23 protein-coding genes are annotated in these 26,599 nt (G+C 44.9%); 2 read left to right on the plus strand and 21 right to left on the minus strand.

Features of this window, described 5'->3' with window-relative positions; all coding sequences use genetic code 11:
* Positions 1–24: 24 nt before the first annotated feature.
* The 8 genes from MHB63_06285 to MHB63_06320 all read right to left on the minus strand — a co-directional run bounded on the left by MHB63_06285 (position 25) and on the right by MHB63_06320 (position 10,115).
* The gene (locus MHB63_06285; protein MEK3806187.1) at positions 25–1,449 is read right to left on the minus strand and encodes an SLC13 family permease; all 1,425 of its coding nucleotides are present in this window, start codon (positions 1,447–1,449) and stop codon (positions 25–27) included.
* A 110-nt stretch (positions 1,450–1,559) separates the two neighbouring features.
* On the minus strand, positions 1,560–1,958 hold the full coding sequence (locus MHB63_06290; protein MEK3806188.1) for a VOC family protein: 399 nt from the start codon (positions 1,956–1,958) through the stop codon (positions 1,560–1,562).
* Positions 1,959–1,971: 13 nt separating this feature from the next.
* Entirely contained in the window at positions 1,972–2,586 is a 615-nt protein-coding gene (locus MHB63_06295) for an NAD(P)H-dependent oxidoreductase (GenBank protein ID MEK3806189.1), read from the minus strand.
* 130 nt (positions 2,587–2,716) lie between these two features.
* The gene (locus MHB63_06300; protein ID MEK3806190.1) at positions 2,717–3,910 is read right to left on the minus strand and encodes an endonuclease; all 1,194 of its coding nucleotides are present in this window, start codon (positions 3,908–3,910) and stop codon (positions 2,717–2,719) included.
* A gap of 188 nt (positions 3,911–4,098) precedes the next feature.
* The gene (locus tag MHB63_06305; GenBank protein MEK3806191.1) at positions 4,099–6,378 is read right to left on the minus strand and encodes an ATP-dependent DNA helicase; all 2,280 of its coding nucleotides are present in this window, start codon (positions 6,376–6,378) and stop codon (positions 4,099–4,101) included.
* A 104-nt stretch (positions 6,379–6,482) separates the two neighbouring features.
* Positions 6,483–6,686, minus strand: coding sequence for a YbdD/YjiX family protein (locus MHB63_06310; protein ID MEK3806192.1), 204 nt, complete (start codon positions 6,684–6,686; stop codon positions 6,483–6,485).
* The gene (locus tag MHB63_06315) at positions 6,679–8,754 is read right to left on the minus strand and encodes a carbon starvation CstA family protein (protein ID MEK3806193.1); all 2,076 of its coding nucleotides are present in this window, start codon (positions 8,752–8,754) and stop codon (positions 6,679–6,681) included. The genes MHB63_06310 and MHB63_06315 overlap by 8 nt, the downstream gene beginning before the upstream one ends.
* A 107-nt stretch (positions 8,755–8,861) precedes the next feature.
* Positions 8,862–10,115, minus strand: a complete 1,254-nt coding sequence (locus MHB63_06320; protein MEK3806194.1) for an ATP-binding protein — start codon at positions 10,113–10,115, stop codon at positions 8,862–8,864.
* A 202-nt stretch (positions 10,116–10,317) separates the two neighbouring features.
* Here MHB63_06320 and MHB63_06325 point away from each other — a divergent pair, with 202 nt between their 5' ends.
* Positions 10,318–10,506, plus strand: a complete 189-nt coding sequence (locus tag MHB63_06325) for a hypothetical protein (GenBank protein MEK3806195.1) — start codon at positions 10,318–10,320, stop codon at positions 10,504–10,506.
* A 108-nt stretch (positions 10,507–10,614) separates the two neighbouring features.
* On the opposite strand, the gene MHB63_06330 is transcribed toward MHB63_06325, so the two are convergent.
* The 4 genes from MHB63_06330 to MHB63_06345 form a co-directional block, all read right to left on the minus strand.
* Positions 10,615–11,649 carry a DUF4179 domain-containing protein gene (locus MHB63_06330; protein ID MEK3806196.1) on the minus strand — a complete coding sequence of 345 codons (1,035 nt, stop codon included), beginning with the start codon at positions 11,647–11,649 and terminating at the stop codon, positions 10,615–10,617.
* On the minus strand, positions 11,642–12,169 hold the full coding sequence (locus MHB63_06335; protein MEK3806197.1) for a sigma-70 family RNA polymerase sigma factor: 528 nt from the start codon (positions 12,167–12,169) through the stop codon (positions 11,642–11,644). The genes MHB63_06330 and MHB63_06335 overlap by 8 nt, the downstream gene beginning before the upstream one ends.
* A gap of 210 nt (positions 12,170–12,379) precedes the next feature.
* Complete coding sequence (locus tag MHB63_06340) at positions 12,380–13,906, minus strand: cation acetate symporter (GenBank protein MEK3806198.1); 1,527 nt, start codon at positions 13,904–13,906, stop codon at positions 12,380–12,382.
* Between the two features lie 15 nt (positions 13,907–13,921).
* Positions 13,922–14,254 (minus strand): DUF485 domain-containing protein, encoded by a 333-nt coding sequence (locus MHB63_06345; protein MEK3806199.1) that lies wholly within the window; start codon positions 14,252–14,254, stop codon positions 13,922–13,924.
* Between the two features lie 215 nt (positions 14,255–14,469).
* Here MHB63_06345 and MHB63_06350 point away from each other — a divergent pair, with 215 nt between their 5' ends.
* Positions 14,470–15,675, plus strand: a complete 1,206-nt coding sequence (locus tag MHB63_06350; protein ID MEK3806200.1) for an MFS transporter — start codon at positions 14,470–14,472, stop codon at positions 15,673–15,675.
* 73 nt (positions 15,676–15,748) lie between these two features.
* On the opposite strand, the gene MHB63_06355 is transcribed toward MHB63_06350, so the two are convergent.
* The 9 genes from MHB63_06355 to MHB63_06395 form a co-directional block, all read right to left on the minus strand.
* On the minus strand, positions 15,749–16,456 hold the full coding sequence (locus MHB63_06355; protein ID MEK3806201.1) for an ABC transporter ATP-binding protein: 708 nt from the start codon (positions 16,454–16,456) through the stop codon (positions 15,749–15,751).
* On the minus strand, positions 16,456–17,235 hold the full coding sequence (locus MHB63_06360) for an ABC transporter ATP-binding protein (GenBank protein ID MEK3806202.1): 780 nt from the start codon (positions 17,233–17,235) through the stop codon (positions 16,456–16,458). The genes MHB63_06355 and MHB63_06360 overlap by 1 nt, the downstream gene beginning before the upstream one ends.
* Positions 17,210–18,184, minus strand: coding sequence for a branched-chain amino acid ABC transporter permease (locus tag MHB63_06365; GenBank protein ID MEK3806203.1), 975 nt, complete (start codon positions 18,182–18,184; stop codon positions 17,210–17,212). The genes MHB63_06360 and MHB63_06365 overlap by 26 nt, the downstream gene beginning before the upstream one ends.
* 2 nt (positions 18,185–18,186) lie before the next feature.
* A complete protein-coding gene (locus MHB63_06370) occupies positions 18,187–19,065 on the minus strand; it encodes a branched-chain amino acid ABC transporter permease (GenBank protein ID MEK3806204.1) in 879 nt (292 codons plus the stop codon).
* 131 nt (positions 19,066–19,196) lie between these two features.
* Positions 19,197–20,369, minus strand: coding sequence for an ABC transporter substrate-binding protein (locus MHB63_06375; protein MEK3806205.1), 1,173 nt, complete (start codon positions 20,367–20,369; stop codon positions 19,197–19,199).
* 306 nt (positions 20,370–20,675) lie between these two features.
* Positions 20,676–21,200, minus strand: a complete 525-nt coding sequence (locus MHB63_06380) for a type 1 glutamine amidotransferase domain-containing protein (GenBank protein MEK3806206.1) — start codon at positions 21,198–21,200, stop codon at positions 20,676–20,678.
* Between the two features lie 65 nt (positions 21,201–21,265).
* Positions 21,266–23,089: an ABC transporter ATP-binding protein gene (locus MHB63_06385; GenBank protein ID MEK3806207.1), complete on the minus strand. Its 1,824-nt coding sequence runs from the start codon at positions 23,087–23,089 to the stop codon at positions 21,266–21,268.
* On the minus strand, positions 23,070–24,812 hold the full coding sequence (locus tag MHB63_06390; protein ID MEK3806208.1) for an ABC transporter ATP-binding protein: 1,743 nt from the start codon (positions 24,810–24,812) through the stop codon (positions 23,070–23,072). Before MHB63_06390 ends, MHB63_06385 begins: the two co-directional genes overlap by 20 nt.
* Before the next feature lie 215 nt (positions 24,813–25,027).
* Positions 25,028–26,527 carry an alanine/glycine:cation symporter family protein gene (locus MHB63_06395; GenBank protein ID MEK3806209.1) on the minus strand — a complete coding sequence of 500 codons (1,500 nt, stop codon included), beginning with the start codon at positions 26,525–26,527 and terminating at the stop codon, positions 25,028–25,030.
* Positions 26,528–26,599: the final 72 nt, after the last annotated feature.

Below are 26,599 nucleotides of genomic sequence, written 5' to 3' on the forward strand. Positions count from 1 at the left end.
GCGCCCGCGGCACCCTCCTTTCCTTCACTTAATAACAACCGGCAGCCAAAAATAGACGCCTAAAACAATGATGACAATACATACAATATTCATCCAGAAGCCTGCCCGGACCATATCCGATATCTTCAGCACATCAGCACCGAACACGGCGGCATTCGGAGGAGTAGAGATCGGGAGCATGAACGCACAGGATGAAGCAAGCGCGGCAACAGCCATCAGACCGTATGGCTCAACCCCGATCGCAAGTCCAAGTCCTACAGTGATTGGAATAATCATATTGGACACAGCCGTATTGGACATGATTTCCGTCATGAACAAAATGGCGGCTGTCAAAATAATAATGATCAGCAAATAAGGAAACGCTTCCAAAAGATTCAGCTTGCTGCCGATCCATTCTGTCAGTTTCGATGCAGAAAATCCTTCTGCAAGGGAAAGCCCTCCGCCAAAAAGCAGCAGGAGTCCCCACGGCAGCTGCTTCATATCATTCCATTCAAGCAGTCTTTCGCCTTTTTTGCTTGGAATCAAGAAAAGCAAAAGCGCGCCGAATATCGCTATAGCGGTATCCGATACAGTAAACGGCAGAATGAATTTAAACATCCAAAGAAAAGCCGTTGCTAAAAAGATCACTCCAACCCATCTTTCTTCTGTACTCATTGAGCCCAGTGCTTTTAAATCTTTTTTAATAAAATCCGTTTCCTTGCCGGTTTCAAAATCCACTTTGAATTGAAGCTTTGTCAAATAGAAATAAAGGATGACCAGCAGGATTACTGTAATCGGAAACCCGAATAAGAACCATTCAAAAAACATAATTTCACGATCGAGCATTTCGCGCGACATCGCTGCGAATACTGCATTGGGTACCGAACCTACAAGGGTTGCCAGGCCTCCTATCGACGCAGCGTACGCTACTGAAAGGAGTATCGATTTACTGAATTTGTGAAGGGACTCTCCTTTTAAAATTTCCTTCGCCTTCACTTCTTTAATAAGAGCAAGAGCAACAGGGAGCATCATCAGGGCTGTCGCTGCATTTGAAATCCACATGGATAGAAACGCTGTAGCGAGGATCATTCCAAGAACAATCCGGTGGCTTTGAGTACCAATGAGCTTTAGGATATACAGGGCAATTCTCTTGTGAAGATTCCATTTTTCAATGGCAATGGCAATGATAAATCCGCCCATGTACATAAATACAGTTGGATTCCCATATGCCTTTGCGGCGGAATCAATATCAAGGCCCCCTGTAATAGGCAGCAGAATGAGCGGCATTAGGGAAGCTGCCGGTATCGGAATCGCCTCTGTAATCCACCAGATTGCAATCCATGAAGTGACTGCGAGCACTGCACGCGGAGCATCTGAAAGCTCTGTGTCGGGTATTAGGAAAAACAAGAGTAAAAAACTGGCCGGCCCAAGAAATAATCCTGTCAGTTTGGGCGCTGTATAAACTTTCATCTTCTCCACCTCCATTTTCAGGATTTCTACAGGAATCAGCAAAACCCTTTAATTATTTCCACGGAAATGTCGAACTCCAGTGTTTTTTGCCATAAAAAAAGAAGGCTGCTTCAGCCCTCTTTCTGCTTGTTTTGCTCTACATTCAGTTCAATCAGATTGCCGTCCGGGTCATTCAGGAAAATCTGGTCAAAGCCGCTGACGCCATTGACATCTTCACGGAACTCGATATAATGCTTGGCCAGCCACTCAACAGCAGCCTGGTAATCTGCCATTCTAAGAGCCAGGTGACCTTCTGTCGAGACAAGGTTATGCTGTTTCCGAAGTGTCTGAGAGTTTTCATCCACCAGCAAGTGAAGCTGCTGATTTCCGATTCCATACCAGACTCCCTCTGAATCAAACGGAGGCCTGTCGATTTCCGTCAGACAAAGGACGTTCTCATAAAAATGCTTCGCTGCCTGAAGATTTGTTACAGACAGGCTCACATGCTGTATCGCCTCATTCCAAATCATTTTCCACACTCCGTTAAAGGGTATTTCCCGCCGCAGGAATCGGATGCTCATTCAGGAGCCTTGCAAGATGCACAAGATTCATGCTCATCGTTCTCGTGTTTTTGATTGTAAAGGCATTTTCCTTTCCTGCTTCCATATAGGAAGGTCCCGGTCCTGCCTCGCCGACCCAGTATACATCTGCATTCGGCGGGATCAAAAAGCCGATGTGCTGCAGTCCGTAGAGAATGGAGCGCGAGGCTTCCTTTGCGCCGTCCTCATTTCCTGTAACAGCCACACCGCCCACTTTATTATAATAAATAGACTGGCCTTTTTCATTCATTTCACTGCTTGATGCATAAAGCCGTTCCATGACTAGTGCGGCTATACTGCTTTTTTCGCCAAGCCAGAGAGGCGTCCCTATGACAACAATATCCGCCTCGGCGATTTTCTTAAGAATCAGCGGCCATTCATCTCCCCGGCCCAGATCCTCCGCCATTCCAAAAGCAAGATTGTAATCGGAAATCCTCAGTTCTTCTGTTCGCACCCCTTCGTTTTCCAGATGCTTTTGAGACTGTCTCATGAGCGATTCAGTGTTTGAAGGCTCGTTGCCTTTCTTTAAGGAACAATTCAAATAAAGAGCTTTAAGCATATCTCCGTCTCCTTTATTCGTGGTTATAGGTGTTTATTTCCTTTTTTTCAAGGGGGTCAAACATATCCGCTCTGCTATGGGGACTTATTAAACAAAAAAACCTTCCCGTAAACCGGGAAGGTTTTCATCATTAATTCCAAATAGCGTCCACCCATTCCGGATGATCAATAAATGGATTGCGGTTATATTGATAGTCTTTATAGATGATGTCGTTTCGTCTCATTTCACGGGCATCAACCGGATCCTGCTTGTGCCATTGAATCAGGACAGACATTTTCCCGTGGTACGGCGCTGTACCGTTGTTCACGCTGTTGTTCAGCTCAAGGTCCACTTCGCCGCTGTCTCCCTCGTAGCGGACGGCCATGTAAAACAGCATCCTTGCCACATCGCCTTTAACAGCATCTCTCGGCTCCCATGAATCAGAATCCGTATAGTTGCCAATTGCTTCTGAATGCTGTGTGCCGCCCATATCAAAGTCTTTGTTTCCTCTTGAGCTGTTGACACTTACATCAGTAGGCCGCAGATGATGAATATCTGTTCCTGGACCCATAGCCGTTCCGAAATCGCCATGTGATTTCGCCCAGACATGCTCTCTGTTCCAATCGTTTACATTGCCGCCGTTTGTGAATTCACCTTGTGAGCGGCCTGTATACAGAAGAATGACATTGTTCGGGTTATTCGGGTCTTCATCTGTATTTCTCAAGGCATCCCAAACGTTGTCATAAGAGAGTTCTCTATGATCATCGATAATATTATGAAGCGCTGATTTTAAAGAAGAGCCCGTTTTGCCGATTGCTGTTTGATAGTACGTATCATCATAAGGGGAAGGCTCCGTTCCCGGATCTGGATCTGGATCTGGGTCAGGCTGTGTGCCGCCTCCTGAGATTTTCTCCATCGCAGTCGTGCTGGTTACACCGCTGTGCGAAAAATAAGCAGCCAGTTTGCCTGTAACTTTAATTTGAGTTCCTTTTAAAGAAGAATTCGTCATCAAACCAAATTGTGAGCGGAACGAGGACGGAATTTGTACATAAATCATTTTGGATGTGCTTGTTTCAGTTGGAGAATCAGCAAGTGCGAGTGCATAATCGTTCGGATAATTGCTTGTGATGACTGTATTTGTCCCAGTCGGCTGTCCAACAACATACCCTTTAACCGATTTGACCGAACCGTTTTGATTGGCATTTGCTTCTGCTACCGAGTAGGGATTTGTCAGCGAACCGTCTGCAGCATGAACTTGTGTTGGAGTCGTCTGCAGAACAGGGATAAACAGGGCTAGAAGCATGACTAGCTTCATTAGTAAAATGGCAGGCTTATTTTTAAGCAACGTTTTTTCCTCCTTAATAATTGATTACTAAATGAGAATACTATGAATTTATTAACTATTTATGATGATTTTGTAAATTTACGTCAGATTCCTGCCGTTTTTGGAAAGATGAGAGAATGAGACTATGAGAGCCTGAATCTTTCAGCACAGAAAAAAGATGCACCCGGCTGCATGTGCATCTTTCTTTCCTATATAAATGGCTTGTTCAAAAGATAAAAGCTGCTCCATTCATTCGGGAGAAGAGCCTGATATTTCTCAGTCAGAAACCTGTCATCGACAAGCACAATGGTGCCGGTATCATCCTCAGACCTGATCAGCCTTCCTCCTGCCTGAAGAACCTTGTTCATCCCCGGATAAACGTAGGCATAATCAAATCCATTTCTGCCTGACTGCTGAAAATACTCCTTCATGACATTCCGCTCAAACCCGATTTGCGGGAGCCCGACACCCACCACAATCACTCCGTTCAGCCTGTTGCCGATTAAATCCACTCCCTCTGAAAAGACGCCGCCCATAACGGCGAACCCAATCAGGGTTTCGCTGCTTTCTTCCTGAAAAGCGTACAAAAACGCCTCCCTTTCATCTTCTGTCATGTGCGCGTGCTGCAGCATCGTTTTAATAGGTAGGTCCAGTTCCTCAAACGTCTCGTAAACTTCTTTCATGTAGGCATAGGAAGGGAAAAAAACCAGATAGTTTCCGCTCCTCTCCTCAAGCAACTGCTTCATCATGAAGGCAATCGGCATGCGGCTTCTTTCCCTGTCGTGGTACCTTGTAGAGATCGGCATGATATAGACTTCCAGGTTTTCCTTTGCAAACGGAGACGGAATCTTAACCTGATAATCTTCCGATGTGCCTCCCAGCATATCCATATAAAAAGAAAGCGGAGAGAGCGTCGCAGAGAAATGGATGCTTGAACGGTACGGTTTTTTCACCTGCTGCAGGAGAAACGACGGATCAAGGCAAACTAGCTTAATGACTGCATCTTTTTTGTCTGCTTCTGCAATCGTGACAAAGCGTTCATCATACAGATTTGAGATCTTAAGAAAGGCCTGCACTTGAAAATAAACATCAAGCAGAAATTCTGAGGCATTCCCTGACAATAGCTCTCTTTCCGCCTCTTCCGAAAAGGGCTGAAGCATTTCAATCAACTCTTCAGGTCTATCCTTCATCAGCTGTTCAGGCTGCTTCTTTTGTGCGATAAAGTAATCATTTACTTTTTTGGCGTTTTCAAAGACACCTTGGTTTTTCGTTTTAAATTCCCGTTTCAGCTGCAGAAAATCTGATTTTTTAAGCGCCGCAGAAAACATCGCTCTTCCTCTGTCAACGAGATTGTGGGCCTCGTCAATTAGAAGCGCTGTCCCTTTCTTTTGCTCATCAAAAAACCTTTTAAGAGAAACGCGCGGATCAAATATATAGTTATAATCACAGATAATGGCATCTGCCGTATTGGAGAGATCCAGTGAGAATTCAAACGGGCACACTGTATGCTTTTGTGCGTAGTGATGGATGACATCGGCAGTCATCCTTGTTTCATTTTTAAGAATATCGAGAACAGCCCCGTTAATTCTGTCATAGTAGCCATTTGCATACTCGCAGTACTCTTTTTGGCACCGTGTTTCTTCTTTTAAACAGACCTTGTCTTTAGCTGTTATCGTTACGCTGTTCACGTGAAGGCCATTGCTCTCCATAAAAGCCAGAGTGTCTTCTGCTGCCTTTCGGGTAATCGTTTTGGCGGTTAAATAATAAAACGTATCGAGCTTGCCTTCACCTATCGCTTTGACAGCAGGAAAGATGGTGGAGATGGTTTTTCCAATTCCGGTTGAAGCCTGTGCAAACAGATCCGTTTTATCATCGATGGCTTTGTACACCGTGCCTGCAAGCTTTCTTTGACCTTCTCTGTATGTTTGAAACGGGAATTCAGACGCTTTGACGGAAGTATTTCTTTTTTCCAGATGCTTCGCTCTTGCCTCGGCGTACGGATAATAGGCGCTGATTAAACCATCCATAAACGCGCTCAATTCTTCTGCAGAAAATGGTTTTCTGAAGCGGACCTGTTCACCTGACTTCACACTGACATATGTCATCTGAACGCATACAGCTTCAAATCCGCGGTCTTCGGCAAGCATGTATGCATAGCATTTAGCCTGTGCCCAGTGGACGGGATACGCGTCTTCTTCTATGTCTGAAAGATCCCGTGAGGTTGATTTAATTTCATCAATGACGGGAATTTCCTCTGACAAAAGCAGACCGTCGCATCTTCCTTCTAGCAGAAACGCAATTTCTTTATGGGTTACACTCGTTTTCAGCATGACTTCGCTCTGGTCGAGCTCTCCATATGTTTTCTGAATGGCCTGGTGGGCTTTTGTCCCTTCTGTCATCGTCGCTGATGTCCGGAACCGTGCATCAATGCTTCCGGCCCGGAAAACATACTCAGCAAGGGAGCGGACTGAAATTCGGATTTCTCTCATTTTTATCACCTGACTTTATTTTAGCACCCGAAAAGCAGAAGCGCCCGTTTAGCAAAGGATGAATGAAAAAACCGCCCATCAAGAAGATGAACGGTTTTTATCAATCAGCAGCAGCGCGACACTTTTCCTCCCTTTGCATTATAGCGGGCGTCCTGCGCTTCGCAGAAAAACTCTTTTCTCGATTGAACCGGCTGATCCGGATGATGTTTTGTCATGTGTTCAACGTATTTTTCATAGCTTGGAACCCCTGCGATTAAACTGATAAACTGTTTTCGCAGTGCCAGCATTTCCGTCAGTTTTTTAAACATGGGTGCTCACTCCTCCATCAGACCTTGTAATATACGGCGCCTCATGGAGGGTCGTTTTTTTATTGGTCAACACCTGTATCCAGATGCGGACAGCAGCTATGAGGACGGCAATGACGACAATCATGAAAATGGCACATAGTGCTGCATCGACATAATCGTTAATCAGCACCTGTTTCATCTGACTTGCATTTGCAGCAGGTGCCAGCACCTCGCCTTTATCCAGAGCACCTTTGAACAGTTCGGCATGTGAAAGGAATCCAATCTTGGGATTTTCATGAAAAAGCTTTTGCCAGCCCGCTGTCATTGTGACGATCAGAATCCATGTAGTCGGTATGAGCGTCACCCAGACATATGCTTTCTTGCCCATTTTGAACAGGATGGTTGTTCCAAGAAGCAGCGCAATTCCCGCAAGCATCTGGTTTGCAATTCCAAACAGCGGCCACAGTGTATTGATTCCCCCAAGCGGGTCTATGACTCCTTGATAAAGGAAGTATCCCCACCCAAGCACACACAGGGCTGTAGCTAAAATGTTGGCAGGCAGGAAATCAGTTCTTGCAAGCGGCTTATACACGTGTCCAAGGAGATCCTGAATCATAAATCTGCCGACACGCGTGCCTGCGTCAATGGTTGTAAGGATGAACAATGCTTCAAACAGTATGGCAAAATGATACCAGAAGGCCATAAGCGCTTTGCCGCCGATGACTTCTGAAAAAATATAGGCCATGCCAATAGCAAGAGTCGGCGCACCGCCTGTTCTTGAGAGAACGGTCTCTTCTCCCACATCATCAGCAAGTCCCGTTAAATCATCAGGTGTGATTGTGAATCCCCAGCTTGAAACGACGGACGCAGCCTGAACGGCGTCTGTTCCAATTAAAGCAGGGGGACTGTTGATGGCAAAATATATACCCGGCGTCAGCACACATGCAGCAATCATGGCCATAACGGCTACAAATGACTCAGTCAGCATCGCACCGTATCCGATTGGACGGGCGTGTGACTCTCTTTCTATCATTTTCGGAGTCGTTCCTGAAGAAACAAGTGCGTGGAAACCGGACACAGCTCCGCATGCGATGGTAATAAACAGGAAGGGAAACAGATTCCCGGCAAATACAGGCCCTGTGCCATCTATGAAAGGAGTCACGGACGGCATCTGGAGATCAGGTGCCACCACAATAATTCCTACAGCAAGGCCCAGGATGGTGCCAATCTTTAAAAACGTGCTGAGGTAGTCCCTCGGTGCAAGCAGGAGCCAAACAGGCAGAACAGAGGCAATGAACCCGTATCCGATCATAAGAATGGCAATTGTTTCGCCGCTGAATGTAAACATCTTGGCAAGCTCCGGTGTTTCTGCCACATGCTGTCCGTAATAGATTGACAAAAGCAGCAGGATCACTCCGATAATAGACCCTTCCCCTACTCTTCCCGGACGGATATATCTCATATAAATCCCCATGAAAATGGCGATCGGAATGGTTGCGGCAATTGTAAACATGCCCCACGGACTTCCAACGAGCGCTTTTACAACAACGAGAGCAAGAACAGCTAAAAGAATAATCATAATGCCAAGAATTCCAATCATCGCAATGATTCCCGTTATTGGACCAATTTCTTCTTTAATCATTTCCCCTAATGATTTTCCTTTGCGGCGCATGGATCCGAACAGGATGATAAAGTCCTGGACAGCTCCTGCAAGAATAACCCCGACGATGATCCAGATTGTTCCCGGTAAATACCCCATTTGCGCGGCAAGAATCGGCCCTACAAGCGGCCCTGCTCCGGCAATCGCCGCAAAATGGTGGCCAAACAGCACCCATTTGTTTGTCGGCACATAATCTTTTCCGTCATTATGCGTTTCTGCAGGTGTTTCGCGCTTATCATCAAGCTCAAACACTTTTTTTGCGATAAATCTGCTGTAAAACCGGTAGGCGACAGCGTATGAACAAACGGCTGCCACGAGCAGCCAAATGGCATTGATGCTTTCTCCCTGATTGAGAGCAATTACCCCGAATCCTGCAGCCCCCAAAGCAGAAACAATTCCCCAAATCACGATTGACTTAAGCGCTTTCATTTTTATTCACCCTTTCATTTATGTACAAGCTCTATTATACAGATTTTTTTCAGAATTTTTAAATATCTTTTTGCCTGTTTTTACCCCGCATGCCAGCATACGGGGCTTTATTTGTTTTTCAACTTTTTCAGCGGCAGAATCATTGTTACCTCAGTGCCCAGTCCGACCTCACTCTTATAAGCCACTCTGCCTTTCATCGTTTCAATGATCCGGATTGACACCGTGGTGCCAAGTCCGGTGCCTTCATCTTTTGTGGAATAAAAAACGGTCCCGATTTTAGAAAGCTGCTCGGCGTTCATTCCTTTTCCTGTATCCGTTATAACTGTAATGGCGTTCATCTTTTTTGAATACAGCTGAGCCCTGACGCTTCCGCCTGCCGGTGTGGCTTCAATTGCATTTTTGAGCAGATTAACAAACGCCTGCTTCAGCTGGCTTCGGTCTGTTTCAATATAAAGCCCCGGGTTCAGCTGATAAGAAAGCCGGACACCGTGCTTCACTGCCAGGGGGTGCAGCAGCTGAATAACTTCCATGATCAGATCTGAAAGCTGAAATTCCTCGATCTGCTTAAGCTTAGGTTTAGCGAAATTCAGGTAGTCAGTAAGAATACTTTCTGCCCTTCCAAGTTCACTCATGATCAGGGACATGTACTGTTCATCGTTTTTATGATTTTTACCCATCAGCTGCAGGAACCCTTTAACAACTGTCAGCGGGTTTCTGACTTCATGTGCGATTGATGCAGCGAGTTCGCCTATCGTCGTTAATTTTTCCGTACGGATGATTTCATGCTTCATCATCTTGCGTTCAATCCCTGCTTCAAGCACCTTAGAGGATACACCGATCGCCATCACCTGGAGGATGCTGAAGATAAAAACGTAGAAGAAAAGCTTATTTCCGGCTGCCATGCCGTTTGCGACCAAGTATGCAAGCAGAATGGAAAGCTGGATCATGGTTGGCCAGAAACCAATAATGATGGACAATTGCACCCGCTTCTTAGGCTTATATTTTCTGAAGCGCTTTGAAAACAGGAAGGGGATGATTAAAGCCAGACATGCGCTCAAATAACCATACAAAAGAGCATCTCCCCCAAGGTATGTTCTTGCAGCAAGAATAAAGCCGAACACGATCAGGCCTGCAGCAGGTCCTCCGTACAGCAGGGCAAGCACCATGGGAACATAGCGCAAATCCCAATAAAGGCCATATTCATAGTAAGCAAAAATCATGCACAAAAAAGACGCTGCCCCGTATAGAATTCCTGAAAAATAAGGAGAATTGACCATACGCCTGTTTTCAAAAAAGACAGAATAAATAAGGACAGGAACCAGCACAATCAAAATGTGGAGCGTAAGTTTCTCTGCAAGCATCGTAATTTCCCCAATTATTTTTATGTAGTATTGTGTTATTCGACAAAAACCGCAAAACTCCTTTCCTTTTTCACAGGCGCATTTCTTTTTTTATTTTGGGCTGTACTTCTTGAATTTGCTGGATAAAACGGTTAAACAAACGTTTAATTAAGGTTTCAATCCCCTCTGTAACAGGTATTTTTAGGATATGGAGGTGATGATCTTGACTGAACGCAAAGAAAAGCTGAAACAGGACAACCCCGAACAAATTCCCGGACGGGACGGAAAGACCATTCTTGAGCAGAAAAATGATTTGAACACAGATCCCGTCCCGCTTGAGGAACTGAAACTCAATGCAGAAGATGAGAAGAATAAGCATAAAACGAAAAATCGATCTTCAAGTGAAGAGTGACTCAGGCGGAGAGCCGCTTCATTGGAATCTCACTTGTTACAAATGTGAACACAAAAAAAATTCCGGAACCATCTTGCGGAAAGAAAGATGATCCGGAATTTTACCTGTCTATTTTCTTTTCAGGTCTGCTTCTCCGATTTCCCCGACAATCAGTTTAAGCTTGCCTGACTGGTTAAAAGAAGTAATGGGATAGTTTGCAGAGATAACGGTTTTGTTGTTTTGCCTGTTCATGCTGAAGCCGTCCGCCATGTATTCATTTCCTTCTTCATCGATCAATTTCGTGCGGTGCGCAAACAGGTTTTCATCCTCATGTTCCCCTTCTAGTGAAAAGATCAGATTTAATGAAGTTGGGTTCGCCTCGGCTTTAGACACATGAATCGCAGATGACTTGCCCTCCACTTCATATTGAACCACTGAATCAGCACTCATCTTATTGCTGTCCGCCGCAGAAAGTTCCCACTTGCCGTCAATTTTCTTCATTTCATCTGTTCCGTAGAAGACATTGACGCTTTCTATTTCTACAACAGCCCCTTTTAAGGCTGGCATCTGCCCTTTATGGGATTCAAGGATGACATCGTACTGAATATGCCCCGTTTCTTTATTCATCAGGGAATTTTGTGAATCAGAAAGGGATGGATGACTGCCGGTTCCTTTCAAAACCTTTGTATCCGGAATAAATTCTGCGATATATTCGCCATCTCCGTTTTTCACCCGGTAATCCATCGTTACTTCTTGTGCACGATCCAGAATCGAAGGATCTTCAAAAGTCAGCTGAAAGCTCATTCCTGCTTTATTTTTGTCAGAGAATTGTCCGGCAAGAACGATCGTTATGTTCTGATCGGCTGCTGCACTCGTATTTTCCTGTACGAAACCTTTATTGACAGCTTGCTCGATCCCTTTGTCCCCAAAGGCAAAGAACTCGTTCACACCAGCCATTACATGTTCATTGGAAAGCACAGCACCTGTAATAAGTAGAGCGCATGCTGCTGCAGCAGCCTGTTTCCAAATATAGCGGGCTTTTTTCTTCTTTGATTTGACCCGGATTAAATCGTAGGACTGCTCTAAAGATTGCCTCACTTTAACAGGTATCTCTTTTTCTTTATTCATCACCCGGTTCATTTCATTCTCGAAATGATCATTCATACCCAATCACTCCTTCGGTTTTATAATAAGTCGTTCTCAAGATTGATTTCGCTCTGGACAGTCTTGATTTAATCGTCCCTTCCGGCTCTTTTAAAAATTCACTGATTTCTTTCACATTCAATCCGACAATGTAATATAAAATAAGTGCCATCCTGTAGACTTCGTTTAAACTGTTCAGTGCATCTTCTAATTCCAGCTTTACGTAGCCGTTATTTTTTTCTGCGGGAAGCAGATGATCATGAAGAACCGGAATGGCTTTATTCTTTTTCAGCTGGCTGTTGCACGTATTGATCAGGATTTTGCAGATCCAGGTATTGAAGTATTCATCGTTTTTTAACGTATGTAGTTTTTCATATGCCGATAGAATCGCATCCTGCATAGCATCCGCCGCATCTTCATCTTTGGTTAATAATCTTCTGGCTGTTCTGTACAAGACATCTTCGTATTGCCTGACAAGCAGAACAAAGGCTTCGCCGTCTCCCTTTTTCGCCTTTTTTACTAAAGCTTTCAGTGACCCCATTCAGCCACCCCCCTGACGGTTATTTTGTTTTTCAATAGATTAGATAGGAAAGCACCTCAAATGGTTGCATAAAATGAATGGACCGGTTAAATATAGATACTCTTGCCTTCACAATATTACAGATCCATGAAACAGCTCTATGATAGAATACCAAAAAAAGGCGGCAGCCCCTCCATAATTGAAGGGCTGCCGCCTTTTCATTGTTCTGTATTATTTCATTCCCGTATTCGCTTTTACAAGAATTTCATCAAATTTCTTTGCATCTTCTTTTTTGCTCGACACAATGGTTCCAATGTATGCTCCTAAAAATCCAAGCGGTATAGACACAATGCCAGGGTTTGAGAGGCTGAACAGCGGCTCTCCCGTTAAGATCGCAGCTCCTTCAGGCGACCATACGTTGGGACTGATGGCAACAAGAAACAAAGAGCTTAAAAGGCCTGTCAGCATTCCCGTTACGGCACCTGCTGTGTTAAACTTCCTCCAGAAAATAGTCAGAACTAAAATTGGGAGGTTCGCACTCGCTGCAACCGCAAAGGCAAGCGCAACGAGGAAAGCGACATTCATGTTTTGAGCAAAGAGAGCCAGAAGAATGGACAGCACAGCTACACCGATGGAAGCCCATCTTGCTGCCACGACCTGCTCTTTCTCTGTTGCCTCTCCGCGGCGGAGAATATGACTGTAAAAATCATGGGCAAAAGCGGAAGCAGCTGAGAGCACAAGCCCCGCCACTACTGCAAGGATTGTCGCAAAGGCAACAGCTGATACGAATGCAAACAGGAAGTCTCCGCCGATCGCTTCAGCGAGAAGCGGTGCCGCCATGTTACCTGCCGCATTTGCAGCGACAATATTGTCATAGCCGACAAACGCCGCAGCGCCAAAACCAAGAAAGACCGTCATCACATAAAAAGCGCCGATAATCCATGTCGCATACACAACTGATTTCCTGGCCGTAATCGCATCCTTTACCGTAAAAAAGCGAATCAGAATATGCGGAAGGCCAGCAGTACCCAGGACAAGCGCCAGATTCAGGGAAATCGTATCAAGAGGATTTGTAAATTTGTTCCCCGGATTCAGGAAGCTCTCTCCAAGCGGAGTAGCTGTCTGCATCTCAGAAAACATTTTCGCAATGCTGAAATCAAATTTTGCAAATACTATAACTGAAATAATAAACGTCCCAATCATCAGCAGAACGGCTTTAACAATCTGAACCCAGCTCGTTGCTGTCATCCCGCCGAATACTACGTAAATCGTCATCAGCGTTCCTACGATCAGTACAGAGTACACATAATCGATGCCAAGCAGGAGATGAATGAGGCCGCCTGCACCTACCAGCTGCGCAATCATATAGAAAATTGATATAGAAATGGTGTTAAGGGCTGCCACACCGCGGACTTTGCTGTTGTTAAACCTTGCTGCGATCATATCCGCCATCGTATACTTGCCCAAATTGCGGAGCGGCTCAGCAATTATGTACAACACGACAAGATATGCCACAAGAAAACCAATACTGTAAAAGAAGCCGTCAAAACCAGAAAGCGCTATCATTCCCGCGATTCCTAAAAAAGACGCCGCAGACATGTAGTCTCCTGCTATAGCAAGTCCATTCTGAAAACCGGTGAGACTGCTGTCTGCTGTATAAAAATCACTGGTTGTCTTCGTGCGTTTTGAGGCAAAATAAGTAATGAATAAGGTCATAATGACGATCCCTAAAAAGAGGGAGAATGCCAGAATATTCATGGTTCGGTTTCCTCCTTACCTAGTTGACTCTGATTTGATTGTTTCTACGATCTCGTCAAATTTTCTAGCTTTGCGGGAGTACATCATACAAAGAGCCCACGTCATAATAAACTGTGCAAATGCGAATACCCATGCCCAGCTGACTGGTCCTGCTGCCGGCTGATTTAAAACATCGGAATACGCAGTCAGGACCGGCAGTGTAAAATAAAACGCCAAAAAGAATAAGGTCATCGGCAGAATAAAACTCCGTTTGGCTTGAAGCAGCTTCTGAAAAGATTCGGACTGAACAATTTTTGTGTAATCGACTGCAGACGGGGCCGCTTTAACTTGTTTTTTTCCATCGTTCACGCTACATTCCTCCTCAGGTTACAATCTGACCATTAACCTTCCTTTCTTTCCATAATTTCACACTCTCATTATATAGTTACCTGAAAAGTATGTAAATTCTGAAATCTAAACTTTTAAAATTAGCATCTTTCGAATCATACAAAGATAGATAATCTCGGCCAGGTAGACTAAAATAAAAAGGATTACTGAATTACGTTTTTTTACAGGAGGATATTATGGAGAAGAACCAATCCCTTCCGACCAAGAAATTGCTCGGCATCGCCGGACTCGGGTGGCTGTTTGATGCAATGGATGTCGGCATGCTGTCGTTTATTATTGCGGCTCTTCAGTCTGACTGGGGACTCAGTGTAAAGGAAATGGCCTGGATCGGGAGCATGAATTCGATCGGAATGGCCGCAGGTGCCCTCGTTTTCGGATTGCTTTCAGATAAAATCGGGCGGAAACAGGTTTTTATTATTACTTTGCTTCTTTTCTCAATCGGCAGCGGTTTGTCTGCCTTCACAACGACTCTTACTGCCTTTTTGATCCTGCGGTTTTTTGTCGGCATGGGGCTTGGCGGAGAACTTCCTGTGGCATCTACGCTTGTGTCGGAAAGTGTTGCACCTGAAAAAAGAGGAAGAATTGTCGTCCTGCTTGAAAGCTTCTGGGCTGCAGGCTGGCTGATTGCTGCCCTTATTTCTTACTTTGTTATACCATCGTACGGCTGGCAAACGGCGCTTCTGTTAAGTGCACTGCCTGCGTTTTACGCGCTTTACCTGCGGCTGAAGCTTCCTGATTCTCCGCAATTCCTTGCCATAAAGAAAGAACAGCGGCCTTCTGTGCTTGAAAATATGAAAACGGTCTGGTCAAAACAATATGTCCGTCAGACGACCATGCTTTGGATCTTATGGTTCTGTGTCGTCTTCTCTTATTACGGCATGTTCCTTTGGCTTCCAAGCGTCATGGTGCTGAAGGGATTCAGCCTGATCAAGAGTTTTCAGTATGTGCTGATTATGACCCTTGCACAGCTTCCGGGCTATTTTACGGCTGCCTGGTTTATTGAAAAATTCGGACGTAAATTTGTGCTGACCACGTATCTTACGGGAACGGCCATAAGCGCGTATTTCTTTGGAACAGCTGAATCACTTGCGCTCCTGCTTACGTCGGGAATTTTTCTATCATTCTTCAACCTGGGAGCATGGGGTGCCCTATATGCCTACACTCCAGAGCAGTATCCGACTGCTGTAAGAGGAACCGGTGCAGGAATGGCGGCATCGTTTGGAAGGATCGGCGGCATACTCGGACCGCTTCTTGTCGGCTACTTAGTAGCTGCCGAAGCATCTATTACGTCCATCTTCACTATTTTCTGCGCCTCCATTATGATTGGCGTCCTTGCTGTTTTGGTGCTTGGAAAAGAAACGAAAGCAAAAATACTTACTTAAAAAACCTCTGTATGCCCGCAGACAGTCTTGAATGAATCAGACTCCTGCGCGGCATGCAGAGGTTTTTTTATAATTAATGGCCTCCCAGGTAAGCAAGCTTCAGCTGTTCACTTGACTGCAATTCATCGGCTGTTCCCGACAGGACCACTTTGCCTGTTTCTATAACATACACGCGGTGAGCTATGGATAATGCCATATTGGCGTTCTGCTCCACCAATAAAATTGTGGTGCCTGTTTTATTTATTTCTTCAATGATTCTGAATATGGTCTTGACCAGTAATGGAGCAAGTCCCATTGACGGCTCATCAAGCAGAAGAAGCTTTGGGCGGGCCATCAGCGCCCTCCCCATTGCAAGCATTTGCTGTTCCCCCCCTGAAAGAGTGCCTGCCTGCTGCTTTTTCCTTTCAAGAAGTCTTGGAAAAAGTTCATATACCTTTTCAAAATCCTTTTTGATTTCCTCTTTATCTTTTCTAAGATATGCCCCAAGCTCCAGGTTTTCCTCTACCGTCATATTGGAGAAAACGCGGCGTCCCTCAGGAACATGAGAAAGACCTTCCTTGACAATCAGCTGAGCAGCCTTCCCCCCAATTGATTTTCCCTGAAAAATGACCTCTCCCTGCTTTGGCTTCAGAAGGCCGGATATGGTTTTTAAAAGAGTGCTTTTTCCAGCCCCGTTAGCACCAATGAGAGTGACAATCTCCCCCTCTTTAATCTCAATCGATACACCCTTAATCGCCTGAATGTTTCCGTAAAAAACATTGATATCATTCAGTTTAAGCATCAGGAAACCTCCTCTCCAAGATACGCCTCGATGACTTTTGGATTGTTTCTTATCTCCTCAGGTTTTCCCTGTGCAATCAGCTGGCCATGGTCAAGAACATAGATCTGTTCACAAACCCCCATTACCAGCGGCATATCGTGTTCAATCAACAATACCGTTAAATCAAATTTCTCTCTTATAAAGGCAATCAAATTCATTAATTCTTCTGTTTCCTGCGGATTCATGCCTGCGGCAGGTTCATCCAGAAGGAGGAGCTTTGGACTTGCTGCAAGCGCCCGTGCAATTTCAAGCCTGCGCTGCTGCCCGTATGGAAGGTTTTTGGCTTTTTCATGCATGAACTTCTCAAGCCTGAATATCTTCAAGAATTCGACGGCTTTATCCTCCATTTCCCGTTCACCTTTAAAATGGGACGGCAACCTGAGAATGGAGCTTGCGATTGAATGCCGGGCATGGGAATGATAGGCTACCTTGACATTGTCCAAAACCGATAAATCATTGAACAGGCGGATATTCTGAAAGGTCCTGCTGATCCCTTTCTTAGTAATTTTATAGGGCACTAGACCATTGAGTTTCTGACCTTCAAGCATGAGGGTTCCTTCTGTAGGGACATAAACACCGGTCAGCAGATTAAAGAAAGTTGTTTTTCCGGCCCCGTTCGGACCGATTAACCCGGCAAGCTCTCCTTTTTTCAGTTCAATGTCCACCCCTGACAGAGCTTTAAGCCCTCCAAATTTCATGCCCAAGTTCTTCACATTAAGCAACGGTGTTTTTGCTGTCATGTCCTGTACCTCCCTTGATGCCGTTGCGGTTTTTAAAGAAAGATGTTAATTCCTTTGTTCCCATCAGGCCCTGCGGACGATAAATCATCATTACAATAAGGACAAGGCTGTAGATGATCATCCTGGTCTCAGGGTATTCCTGAAGGAAAGTAGAAACGATTGTAAGCAGAATGGCAGCAAGCACAGCTCCGGACAAACTGCCCAATCCTCCAAGAACAACGAAAATCAGAATATCAAATGACTTTAAAAAGCCGAAGTTTGTAGGCTGAATGATATAAAAATTATGCGCATACAGTCCGCCGGCAATTCCGGCAAAAAATGATCCGATGACAAATGCCGCTACTTTATAGTAGGTTGTATTAATGCCCATAGCATCCGCTGCTATCTCGTTTTCACGAATGGAAATACAAGCTCTGCCGTGTGTAGAATTTGTAAAATTCACAATTGAGAGGATTGTAATAACCAAGCACCCGAATACCCATGGCCAGGTGGTCAGGTTTGTAACCTGCATACCGCTTGCTCCTCCGACATAATCAATGTTCAAGAAGGTAATCCGGACAATTTCTCCAAAACCAAGTGTAGCAATAGCCAGGTAGTCTCCCTTTAGACGCAGGCTCGGAATACCAATTAGTAATCCGGCAGCTGCTGCAGCGAGTCCGCCAGCAATCAGCGCTGCTGAAAAAGGAAGTTCAAACTTCATTGTCATAATCGCTGACGCGTATGCTCCTACGGCTAAGAAACCTGCATGTCCAATTGAAAATTGACCTGTTATGCCAATAATTAAGTGCAGACTCGCTGCCAAAATAATGTTAATCGCTATAAAGTACAAAGCGTTTGCAAGATAGATATCCAAAAATCCTCCGGAAATTAAAACCTGTCCAACTACATACACGGCAAGTGCAGCTCCCATTGCTGACCAGAAACCTTTTGATTGTTTTAATACACCCATCCTCACACCTTCTCCCTTACATTTTTGCCGAACAGCCCTGATGGACGGAAGATGAGTATAAGAATGAGAACAATAAAGGCCACGCCGTCGCGCCATAATGAATAACCCATAGCACTGACAAGTGATTCAATGACACCAAGCAGCAGTCCGCCGATCATCGCACCCGGAATGATGCCGATGCCTCCCAAAACGGCCGCAACAAAGGCCTTTAATCCAGGAATAATTCCCATAAGCGGTTCAATTTTTATATAGTAGGTTCCAAATATGACTCCGGCGGCTCCGGCTAAAGCCGAACCGATTGCAAAAGTAGCAGAAATCGTATTGTCTACGTTGATTCCCATGAGCCGTGCGGCATCTGCATCATGTGAAACAGCACGCATTGCTTTGCCGATCTTTGTTTTATGAACAATGAATTGAAGCAGGATCATAAGCCCTACAGAGATGCCCAGAATGAATAATGACTGACTGCTGATCGTCGCCCCAAAAATAGAAATGCTTTCAGCAGGAAGAACAGTTCCCGGATACGCTTCCGGCTGTGCACCTCTCACATAGATAACCCCGTACTCAATGAGGAGGGAAACTCCGATGGCCGTGATAAGCGCCGCAATTCTGGTCGCATTTCTCAAAGGTTTATAAGCAATTCTCTCAATTAACACCCCAATTAATGCACATACGGCCATAGATATAATTAACGCAGGAAAAAAACCAAGTTCCAATATAGTAATGGAATAAAACCCTACAAAGGCTCCTATCATAAAGACATCCCCATGGGCAAAATTGATCAGTTTCACAATTCCGTACACCATCGTGTAGCCAAGTGCTATTAAAGCATATATACTGCCCAGAGATATTCCATTGACTATCTGCTGAAAAATTTCCATCGTTTCTTTCTCCTCTGAAAGTCTATTATTTTGTATGGCAGTCTATTAGAAGCATAAACCAGTCAGTCATGCCTCCTTCAATAGGATAACAAATGCAGAACAGGGGGGATTGCCCCCTGTTCCTTTTGAAATCACTCTGGATCTACGTTCGTTTTAAACGTCTGCTCTCCGCCTTTATATTCAAGAATAGCAGCGGATTTAACCGGATCATGCAGCTCATCGAGTGTCAGATTCCCGGACACCAAAGCTAGATCCTTCGTTTCTTCAAGTGCTTTTTGAAGCTTCTCAGGGTCAGCTCCTCCTGCACGTTTAATGGCATCAGCCAGGAAATAACCCGTGTCATAGCCAAGTGCATTAAAGGCATCAGGTGATTTATCTTTGTATTTCGCTTTGAAAGCTTTTACAAAATCCTGAATCTTCTTATCAGGATCGCCTGAAGAGTAGTGATTTGTAATAAACGTATTTTCTAAAGCATCTCCACCGGCAATTTCAATAAGTTTAGGAGAGTCCCATCCGTCTCCTCCCATGAAAGGAACATCCAGTCCGATCTCGCGTGCCTGTTTCACTATGAGTCCTACTTCTTCGTAATAACCCGGCAGGAAAATAAATTCAGGATTTGCTGATTTAATTCTTGTCAGAGTTGCGCGGAAATCAGTATCTTTCGCTACATACGCTTCCTCAGAGACAATTTCTCCTCCATTTTTCTCAAAGGATTCTTTGAAAGAATTGGCAAGTCCCTTCGCATAGTCACTTGAACTGTCTATAAGGACAGCCGCATTTTTAACTGACAGATCTCCCGTTGCAAAGTTTGCTGCTACTGTTCCCTGAAATGGATCGATGAAACAAGTACGGAATACAAAATCATTTACTTTGCCGTCTGTATTCGTTATCGTTGGATTCGTTCCAGTCGGTGTAATTAAAGGCACTTTGTTTTTTTCGGCAATTTGCACTTGGGCAAGTGTATTTGTGCTTGTTGCAGCACCAATAATTGCCGCTACTTTATCTTTGCTTACGAGTTTAATAGCCCCGCTTGTTGCTTCTGCTGCGTCTGATTTGTTATCAAATTCGATAAGCTCAATCTTCTTTCCGTCAATGCCTTCTTTGTTTATTTCTTCCAGCGCAAGTTCGAGACCTTCAGAAATTGATTGTCCGTAGGACGCTACTCCCCCTGACAATTCGAGGTTTGCGCCAATTTTAATTGTATCCCCGCCCGTTGAACCGGTACTCTTGGCCCCGCATCCTGCCAGCACTCCAGCAGAAAGCATAAGTGACATAAACACTGCAGCAAGTCGTCTTTTCTTCATTTGTATCCCCCATTTTCCGATTCTGTTTTCCATCCACTTCAGAACACCCTTCGCTCCCCAAGTCTCTAGTCAAATCACCCCCTGACAGAGTTGACATTTTATTATTCTAATAATAATTAATATTCTGAAAATATAGTATCCTATTCTTTTCCTTTCGTCTATAGTATCCTATTCTTTTTAATTATTGACATTCCAACAATATGCTGATCCTTTTCTTCCAATAACATGATAATAAGCTGCAGTAAAAAAGAACCTATTGCAAAAAAGAGAAAAAAAAGATAGGAAGCAATTTGCCTCCTATCCTTCTTATTTTTCAGCTAATACATCAGCAAAAGCTTTTACGTATGGCGGAAGATCCGGCGGTCTTCTGCTTGAAACAATGTGGCCGTCCACAATAACCGCCACGTCATGCCAGATGGCTCCAGCGTTCTCCATATCATCTTTGATTCCAGGCGTACTTGTGACATTTCTGCCCTCCAGGATTTTCGCTGAAATCAGCACCCATCCCGCGTGGCAGATCTGGCCGATCGGCTTTTCTTTTTCGTGCATTTCCTTCACCATCTGAAGCACTTCGGGATACCTTCTAAGTTTATCAGGAGACCAGCCTCCCGGAACTAAGATGGCATCATACTCATCAGACCTGATGTCTCCAAAAGCAAAGTCCGATGTGGCAGGAACTCCATATTTTCCAATGTACGTCTCGTTTGCTTTTTCACCGACAAGATGGACCTCTGCCCCTTCTTCCTGAAGGCGAAGAACAGGGTACCACAGTTCAAGATCCTCAAACTCGGCACTGACAAGAGCAATGACTTTTTTATTTGCTAAACGCATCAAACCACCTCCACCATCAGTATAGCATGTCCTTTTGCTGAAAGAAAAAACAGGCTATGCTAAGCTCAGCCTGTTTCCTCTTTCAGCTGGCTGTGGTACAGCCCGTAATAAAATCCTTTTTGCTTTAACAAAGATTCATGGCTGCCGCTTTCAATCAGCGCTCCGTTTTCGAGCACTAAAATCTGATCAGCCTTCTGAATCGTATTCAGCCTGTGGGCAATGACGAAGCTCGTTCTCCCCTTCATCAGGCGCTGCAGCGCTTCCTGGATTTTCAGTTCAGTGATGGTATCAATGCTGCTTGTCGCTTCATCCAATACCAGCATTACCGGGCTTGAAAGAATCGCCCTTGCAATAGAAAGCAGCTGTTTTTGCCCCTGGCTGATGCCGCTTCCTTCCTGTGTGAGAACAGTCTGATAGCCGTCTTTCATTTTCATGATGAACGAATGGGCATTTGCTTCTTTTGCGGCATTCATGACTTCTTCATCTGACGCATCAAGGCGTCCGTAGCGGATATTCTCCATGATGGTGCCTTTGAAAAGAAACGGATCCTGAAGGACAAAGGCCATATGCTCTCTAAGGCTGCTCCGCCTGATTTTAATGCTCGGTGTGCCATCGATGAGAATTTCGCCTGAATCCGGATCATAAAACCTGGACAGAAGATTGATCATCGTGGTTTTCCCTGCCCCGGTCGGCCCGACAATCGCCGTCGTCTCACCGGGTGAAGCACGAAAGCTCACATGCTCAATTGTCTGCTGGTCATCTTCATAAGCGAAGGAAACGTCCGAAAAAACAACCTCGCCTTTTACACCCTCAAGATCGATCGCCTCTTTTTCATCGAGGACTTCTTCCTCTTCATCCAAAATCTCAAATACACGTTCCGCTCCGGCAACGGCCGACAGTATGGTGTTGAACTGATTGGCAAGCTCGTTCAGCGGACGGGTGAACTGTCTGGAGTATTCGGTGAAAATAACAATAACACCAATGGTCACTGCACCGTTTAAAGCCATGATGCCGCCAGCTAAAGCAACGGCTGCAAAGCTCAGGTTATTCAGCATATTCATCAGCTTCGGAATGAATCCCGATATCGTCTGAGCCCAAAATCCGGCCGCTTTCAGACGTTTCCCTTTTTCAAGAAATTCAGAAATCACCCGCTCCTCTTGAGAAAAGGTCTTCACAATCCGCTGCCCTGAAATGGTTTCCTCAATAAACCCGTTCAGGTCACCGAGATTGCGCTGCTGCTCTTTAAACAGCTTTCCGGTTCGATTTGTGATCCACCTCATTCCAAAGAACATAATCGGTATGATCGCAAACGTAATCAGTGTCAGGAGCGGACTCAGCCAAAGCATGACGCCTATCGTTCCAGCAAGCGTCAGGATGCTTGAGAAAATCTGAATGACTGAGCTGTTTAAAGTAGAACTCACATTTTCAATATCATTTGTCACCCGGCTCATCAGCTCCCCGTGCTGCCGTTTGTCAAAATATGAAATCGGCAGGCTGTGGAAATGCCTGAAAAGCTGGGTTCTCATCGTAAAGACCGTATGCTGAGCAATTCCGATCATCCATACGTTCTGCAAAAGCAGCGCTGCGGATTGAATGAGATAGATGAACGCGAGGGCAATCAGGAGCTGAACGAACCCGCCGCTTTCCTTCGTGACAATGTAATTATCGATAACCGTTCCAATCAGATATGGACCCAGAAGGCCAAGAAAAGAACTCAAAACAACCATGAGCAGAACCAGTATGAGGAGCCCTTTTTTCAAAGACAGATAGGACCATACCCGCGTGATCGTTCTAAACCAGTTTTTCGGTTTTTCCTGCTTCTTTTTCGGCGGTGCGTTCTCCGGCTTTATCTTCGGGTATGAAAATGGCTTACTTAGCTCTTTGAACATGCTGCACGGCCTCCTCTCCAAACTGCGAAGCAAAGATTTTTCTGTAAAGGGATGATGTCTCCATCAGATCATCATGCGAACCCTGTGCAAGAATTTCCCCTTCATCAAGCAGAAGAATCTTTTCTGCTTCCATGGCGGTGCTGATTTTCTGGGTAATCAGGAAGGTTGTGCATTCATAGGTTTTCAAAGCCTTCAAAAGCTTTGCTTCTGTCTTCAGGTCAAGCGCACTCGTACTGTCATCAAGCAGAAGAATTTTCGGTTTCCGGACGAGGGCCCTTGCAATGGACAGCCTTTGTTTCTGTCCGCCTGAAAGGTTTACTCCCTTTTGGCCGACACGTGTGTCATATCCATTCGGCAGCTTTTCTACCGTTTCATGAATTTGAGCATGCATCGCCGCTTCCTTTATTTCATGGAGTGACGCATGTTCCCTCCCCCAGGCAATATTTTCTCTGATCGAGCCTGTAAACAGCAGCGACTCCTGGGGAACAAAGCCGATTTTGCCTCTCAGGCTTTTCAGCTTCATATTCTGAAGGTTTACTCCGTCAATCGTGATTGACCCGGACGATACGTCATAAAGTCTTGGAATTAGTGTGAAAATGGACGACTTTCCGGAACCGGTCGCTCCCATAAGCGCGACTGTTTGCCCCGGGGAAACGTGAAAAGATAAATTTCTCAGTACATTCGCATCCGATCCGGGATATGAAAAAGAGACATTATGAAACTCAATCTCCCCTTTATGAATCACGTGTTTCTCTGAGGAACCGGCCGTATCCGTTAAATCGGCTTCTGTCTCAAGCACTTCGCCTATCCGCCCTGCAGATGCTTTCGCACGCGAAAACGCCATAATAATAAAGGAGAAAATCGAAAGAACAGATGAAATCCGCAGAGCATAATTGACGATGGCCACTACTTCTCCTACTTTTGCATCCCCCGCCCCGACCCGGACGCTGCCGAACCAGAGAATAGATAGGATGCTGATATTCATGACGAAAAGAAGAATCGGCATCACAATTTCCATCAGTCTGAGAGCAGAAACCGTGTCTTCCCTTAACTCCTGATTTGATTTTGAGAAACGGGTCATTTCATGATTCCGTCTCAGAAATGCCTTAATGATTCTCATGCCTGTCAGATTTTCCTGCATGACACCATTAACTGAGTCTAGGCGCTCCTGCACCGCTTTAAAAAGCCCGCCGCCCTTTTTCATCATCCAAAACAAAAAGATAACAAGCAGCGGTATAGAGATAAGAAGAATGAGAGCAAGCCTGAAATTAACAATCAGAGCCATAATGGTGCCGCCGACGATCAGCAGAGGCGCCCTGAGCATGATTCTCAGACTCATGAAAATGGTATTCTGCAGCTGTGTTACATCATTTGTCATCCTGGTAATGAGAGAAGATGCCGGAAACAGGCTGAAATTTGCGAATGAAAAGGACTGCACCTTCTCAAAAAGCTGTTTCCTGATATCAAATCCAAAGCTTTGACTGACATGGGCTGCATAAAAGGAATTGGTTACACCTGCCGCAAATGCTGCAAGTGAAATGCCCGCCATAATGCTCCCCCAATAAATCACAACAGATAGATCATTTTTCAGAATGCCTTCATCAATGATTTTCGCCATCAGAAAAGGGTGCAGCAGCTCCACCCCAAGCTCAATCAGCATAAGGGTTAAGGCCACACCAACAGCTATGCGGTATGGCTTAAGTAAAGAAAAGACGTTTGACATACAGTTGCCTCCCTGCGGTGCAAATCATTTAGCTTATCTAATATCTCGAATTCTATTCATTTAATCATACTCCTAAATCCTAACATTTTGAATATTTAGGCGATAGAAAGATAGTATTTATTTTAAACCTGCCCTATAAGTTTGTAAATTATTGTAACACCTAAGGATAAATGGCATAGAAAAGGACCTCCCGCGTTTACGGGAAGTCCCACTCATTAAGAATTCAGGGTTTGATCTTTTTTACCTAAAACAGAGGGATTCGGAGAGTCCTCGTGCTTATATTCATGCTCCCAGAAATCTGCATTTTTTATTCCGAGCTTAACCGGGTCAAAAACAGGATCGAGACCCTGCTTCTTCTGCTCTTCGTAATCTTTTAGAGCAAGAAGGGCTGGCTTTGCCAGAATGAGAATGGCGATCAGGTTCAGCCAGACCATTATTCCAAGCCCAACGTCACCGAGTCCCCATGCAAGGGTTGCCGTTTTAACAGATCCATAGAACGTTGCTCCAAGAAGAACGACTTTTACAAGAAACATCGGAATCTTGTTGCTCTTCCCTCTTGTTAAATACGCAATGTTGGTCTCAGCGATGTAGTAGTATGCCATAATCGTTGTGAAAGCAAAGAATAGAAGGGAAATGGCCACAAATCCCGATCCAAAACCAGGAATCGGAATAACCGACTCAACTGCAGCCTGTGTAAACACCGGGCCAGGCTCGACATCTGCACCAAGCTGATTGACGATAAACGTTTCATCCGGTGCCTGCGTATTGTACATGCCCGTGAAAAGGATCATGAATGCAGTTGCAGAACACACAAACAGAGTGTCAATGTAAACGGAAAAAGCCTGAACAAGACCTTGTTTTGCAGGGTGGGACACCTCTGCAGCCGCTGCAGGGTGGGCACCTGTTCCCTGACCAGCCTCATTGGAGTAAATTCCGCGTTTTACTCCCCATGCAATCGCCATACCGACGATTCCGCCAAAAGCAGAATCAAGTGCAAATGCACTTTTAAAAATAAGGGCAATAACAGCCGGCAGTTCAGTAATATTAAAAGCAATGATAACGAGTGAAACAAGAATATAGCCAATCGCCATGAACGGAACAACAACCTGTGCAACAGTAGCGATCCGCTTAACACCGCCGAAAATAATAAGGCCTAAAAGTACAATAAGTCCTATTCCTGTAATAACAGGGTTAATTCCAAATGCATTGTCAAGACCAAGAGCGATGGAGTTGGCCTGTACACCAGGCATGAGCAAGCTCATTGCAAGGAGCGCGGCAAATGCAAAAATAATGCCGTACCATTTCATTCCTGTCCCTTTTTCAATATAGTAAGCCGGACCGCCTCGATACTGCCCGTCCTGTTTTACTTTATAAATTTGAGCCAGTGTTGACTCAATAAAAGCGCTTGAAGCTCCGATGAAGGCAATCGCCCACATCCAGAAAACAGCACCCGGTCCGCCGAAACCGATAGCCGTAGCAACACCGGCAATGTTCCCTGTACCTACGCGGCCGGACAATGCAATCGATAATGCCTGAAAAGAAGAAACTCCCGCTTCAGAGCTTTTGCCCTGAAACATCAGAAGCACCATATCCTTGATATGCCGCACCTGCAAAAATCGGGTCAAGATGGAGAAAAGCAATCCTACAGCCAAACAAATGTAAATCACGGGTGTGCTCCACAGAACACTGTTTAAGCTATCAACAAACGCCTGCAATCAAAATCCCCCTCTTTAAAACAGAATTTTCTTTCTTTTTAGATTATAAGGGATAAACCAGGACTGTACAAT

Origin of the sequence: Bacillus sp. FSL H8-0547, from assembly GCA_038002745.1 — a bacterium.
In the GTDB taxonomy this organism is placed as follows: domain Bacteria; phylum Bacillota; class Bacilli; order Bacillales; family Bacillaceae; genus Bacillus_P.

Bases quoted from the DNA above. Each gene is read 5' to 3' on its own strand.
- MHB63_06380 (MEK3806206.1), bottom strand. From the start codon at position 21,200: ATGCGTTTAGCAAATAAAAAAGTCATTGCTCTTGTCAGTGCCGAGTTT.
- MHB63_06330 (MEK3806196.1), bottom strand. From the start codon at position 11,649: ATGAATGATCATTTCGAGAATGAAATGAACCGGGTGATGAATAAAGAA.
- MHB63_06295 (MEK3806189.1), bottom strand. From the start codon at position 2,586: ATGCTTAAAGCTCTTTATTTGAATTGTTCCTTAAAGAAAGGCAACGAG.
- MHB63_06340 (MEK3806198.1), bottom strand. From the start codon at position 13,906: ATGAATATTCTGGCATTCTCCCTCTTTTTAGGGATCGTCATTATGACC.
- MHB63_06390 (MEK3806208.1), bottom strand. From the start codon at position 24,812: ATGTCAAACGTCTTTTCTTTACTTAAGCCATACCGCATAGCTGTTGGT.
- MHB63_06385 (MEK3806207.1), bottom strand. From the start codon at position 23,089: ATGTTCAAAGAGCTAAGTAAGCCATTTTCATACCCGAAGATAAAGCCG.
- MHB63_06375 (MEK3806205.1), bottom strand. From the start codon at position 20,369: ATGAAGAAAAGACGACTTGCTGCAGTGTTTATGTCACTTATGCTTTCT.
- MHB63_06350 (MEK3806200.1), top strand. From the start codon at position 14,470: ATGGAGAAGAACCAATCCCTTCCGACCAAGAAATTGCTCGGCATCGCC.
- MHB63_06365 (MEK3806203.1), bottom strand. From the start codon at position 18,184: ATGGGTGTATTAAAACAATCAAAAGGTTTCTGGTCAGCAATGGGAGCT.
- MHB63_06370 (MEK3806204.1), bottom strand. From the start codon at position 19,065: ATGGAAATTTTTCAGCAGATAGTCAATGGAATATCTCTGGGCAGTATA.
- MHB63_06285 (MEK3806187.1), bottom strand. From the start codon at position 1,449: ATGAAAGTTTATACAGCGCCCAAACTGACAGGATTATTTCTTGGGCCG.
- MHB63_06355 (MEK3806201.1), bottom strand. From the start codon at position 16,456: ATGCTTAAACTGAATGATATCAATGTTTTTTACGGAAACATTCAGGCG.
- MHB63_06360 (MEK3806202.1), bottom strand. From the start codon at position 17,235: ATGACAGCAAAAACACCGTTGCTTAATGTGAAGAACTTGGGCATGAAA.
- MHB63_06310 (MEK3806192.1), bottom strand. From the start codon at position 6,686: ATGTTTAAAAAACTGACGGAAATGCTGGCACTGCGAAAACAGTTTATC.
- MHB63_06305 (MEK3806191.1), bottom strand. From the start codon at position 6,378: ATGAGAGAAATCCGAATTTCAGTCCGCTCCCTTGCTGAGTATGTTTTC.
- MHB63_06315 (MEK3806193.1), bottom strand. From the start codon at position 8,754: ATGAAAGCGCTTAAGTCAATCGTGATTTGGGGAATTGTTTCTGCTTTG.
- MHB63_06335 (MEK3806197.1), bottom strand. From the start codon at position 12,169: ATGGGGTCACTGAAAGCTTTAGTAAAAAAGGCGAAAAAGGGAGACGGC.
- MHB63_06320 (MEK3806194.1), bottom strand. From the start codon at position 10,115: ATGCTTGCAGAGAAACTTACGCTCCACATTTTGATTGTGCTGGTTCCT.
- MHB63_06290 (MEK3806188.1), bottom strand. From the start codon at position 1,958: ATGATTTGGAATGAGGCGATACAGCATGTGAGCCTGTCTGTAACAAAT.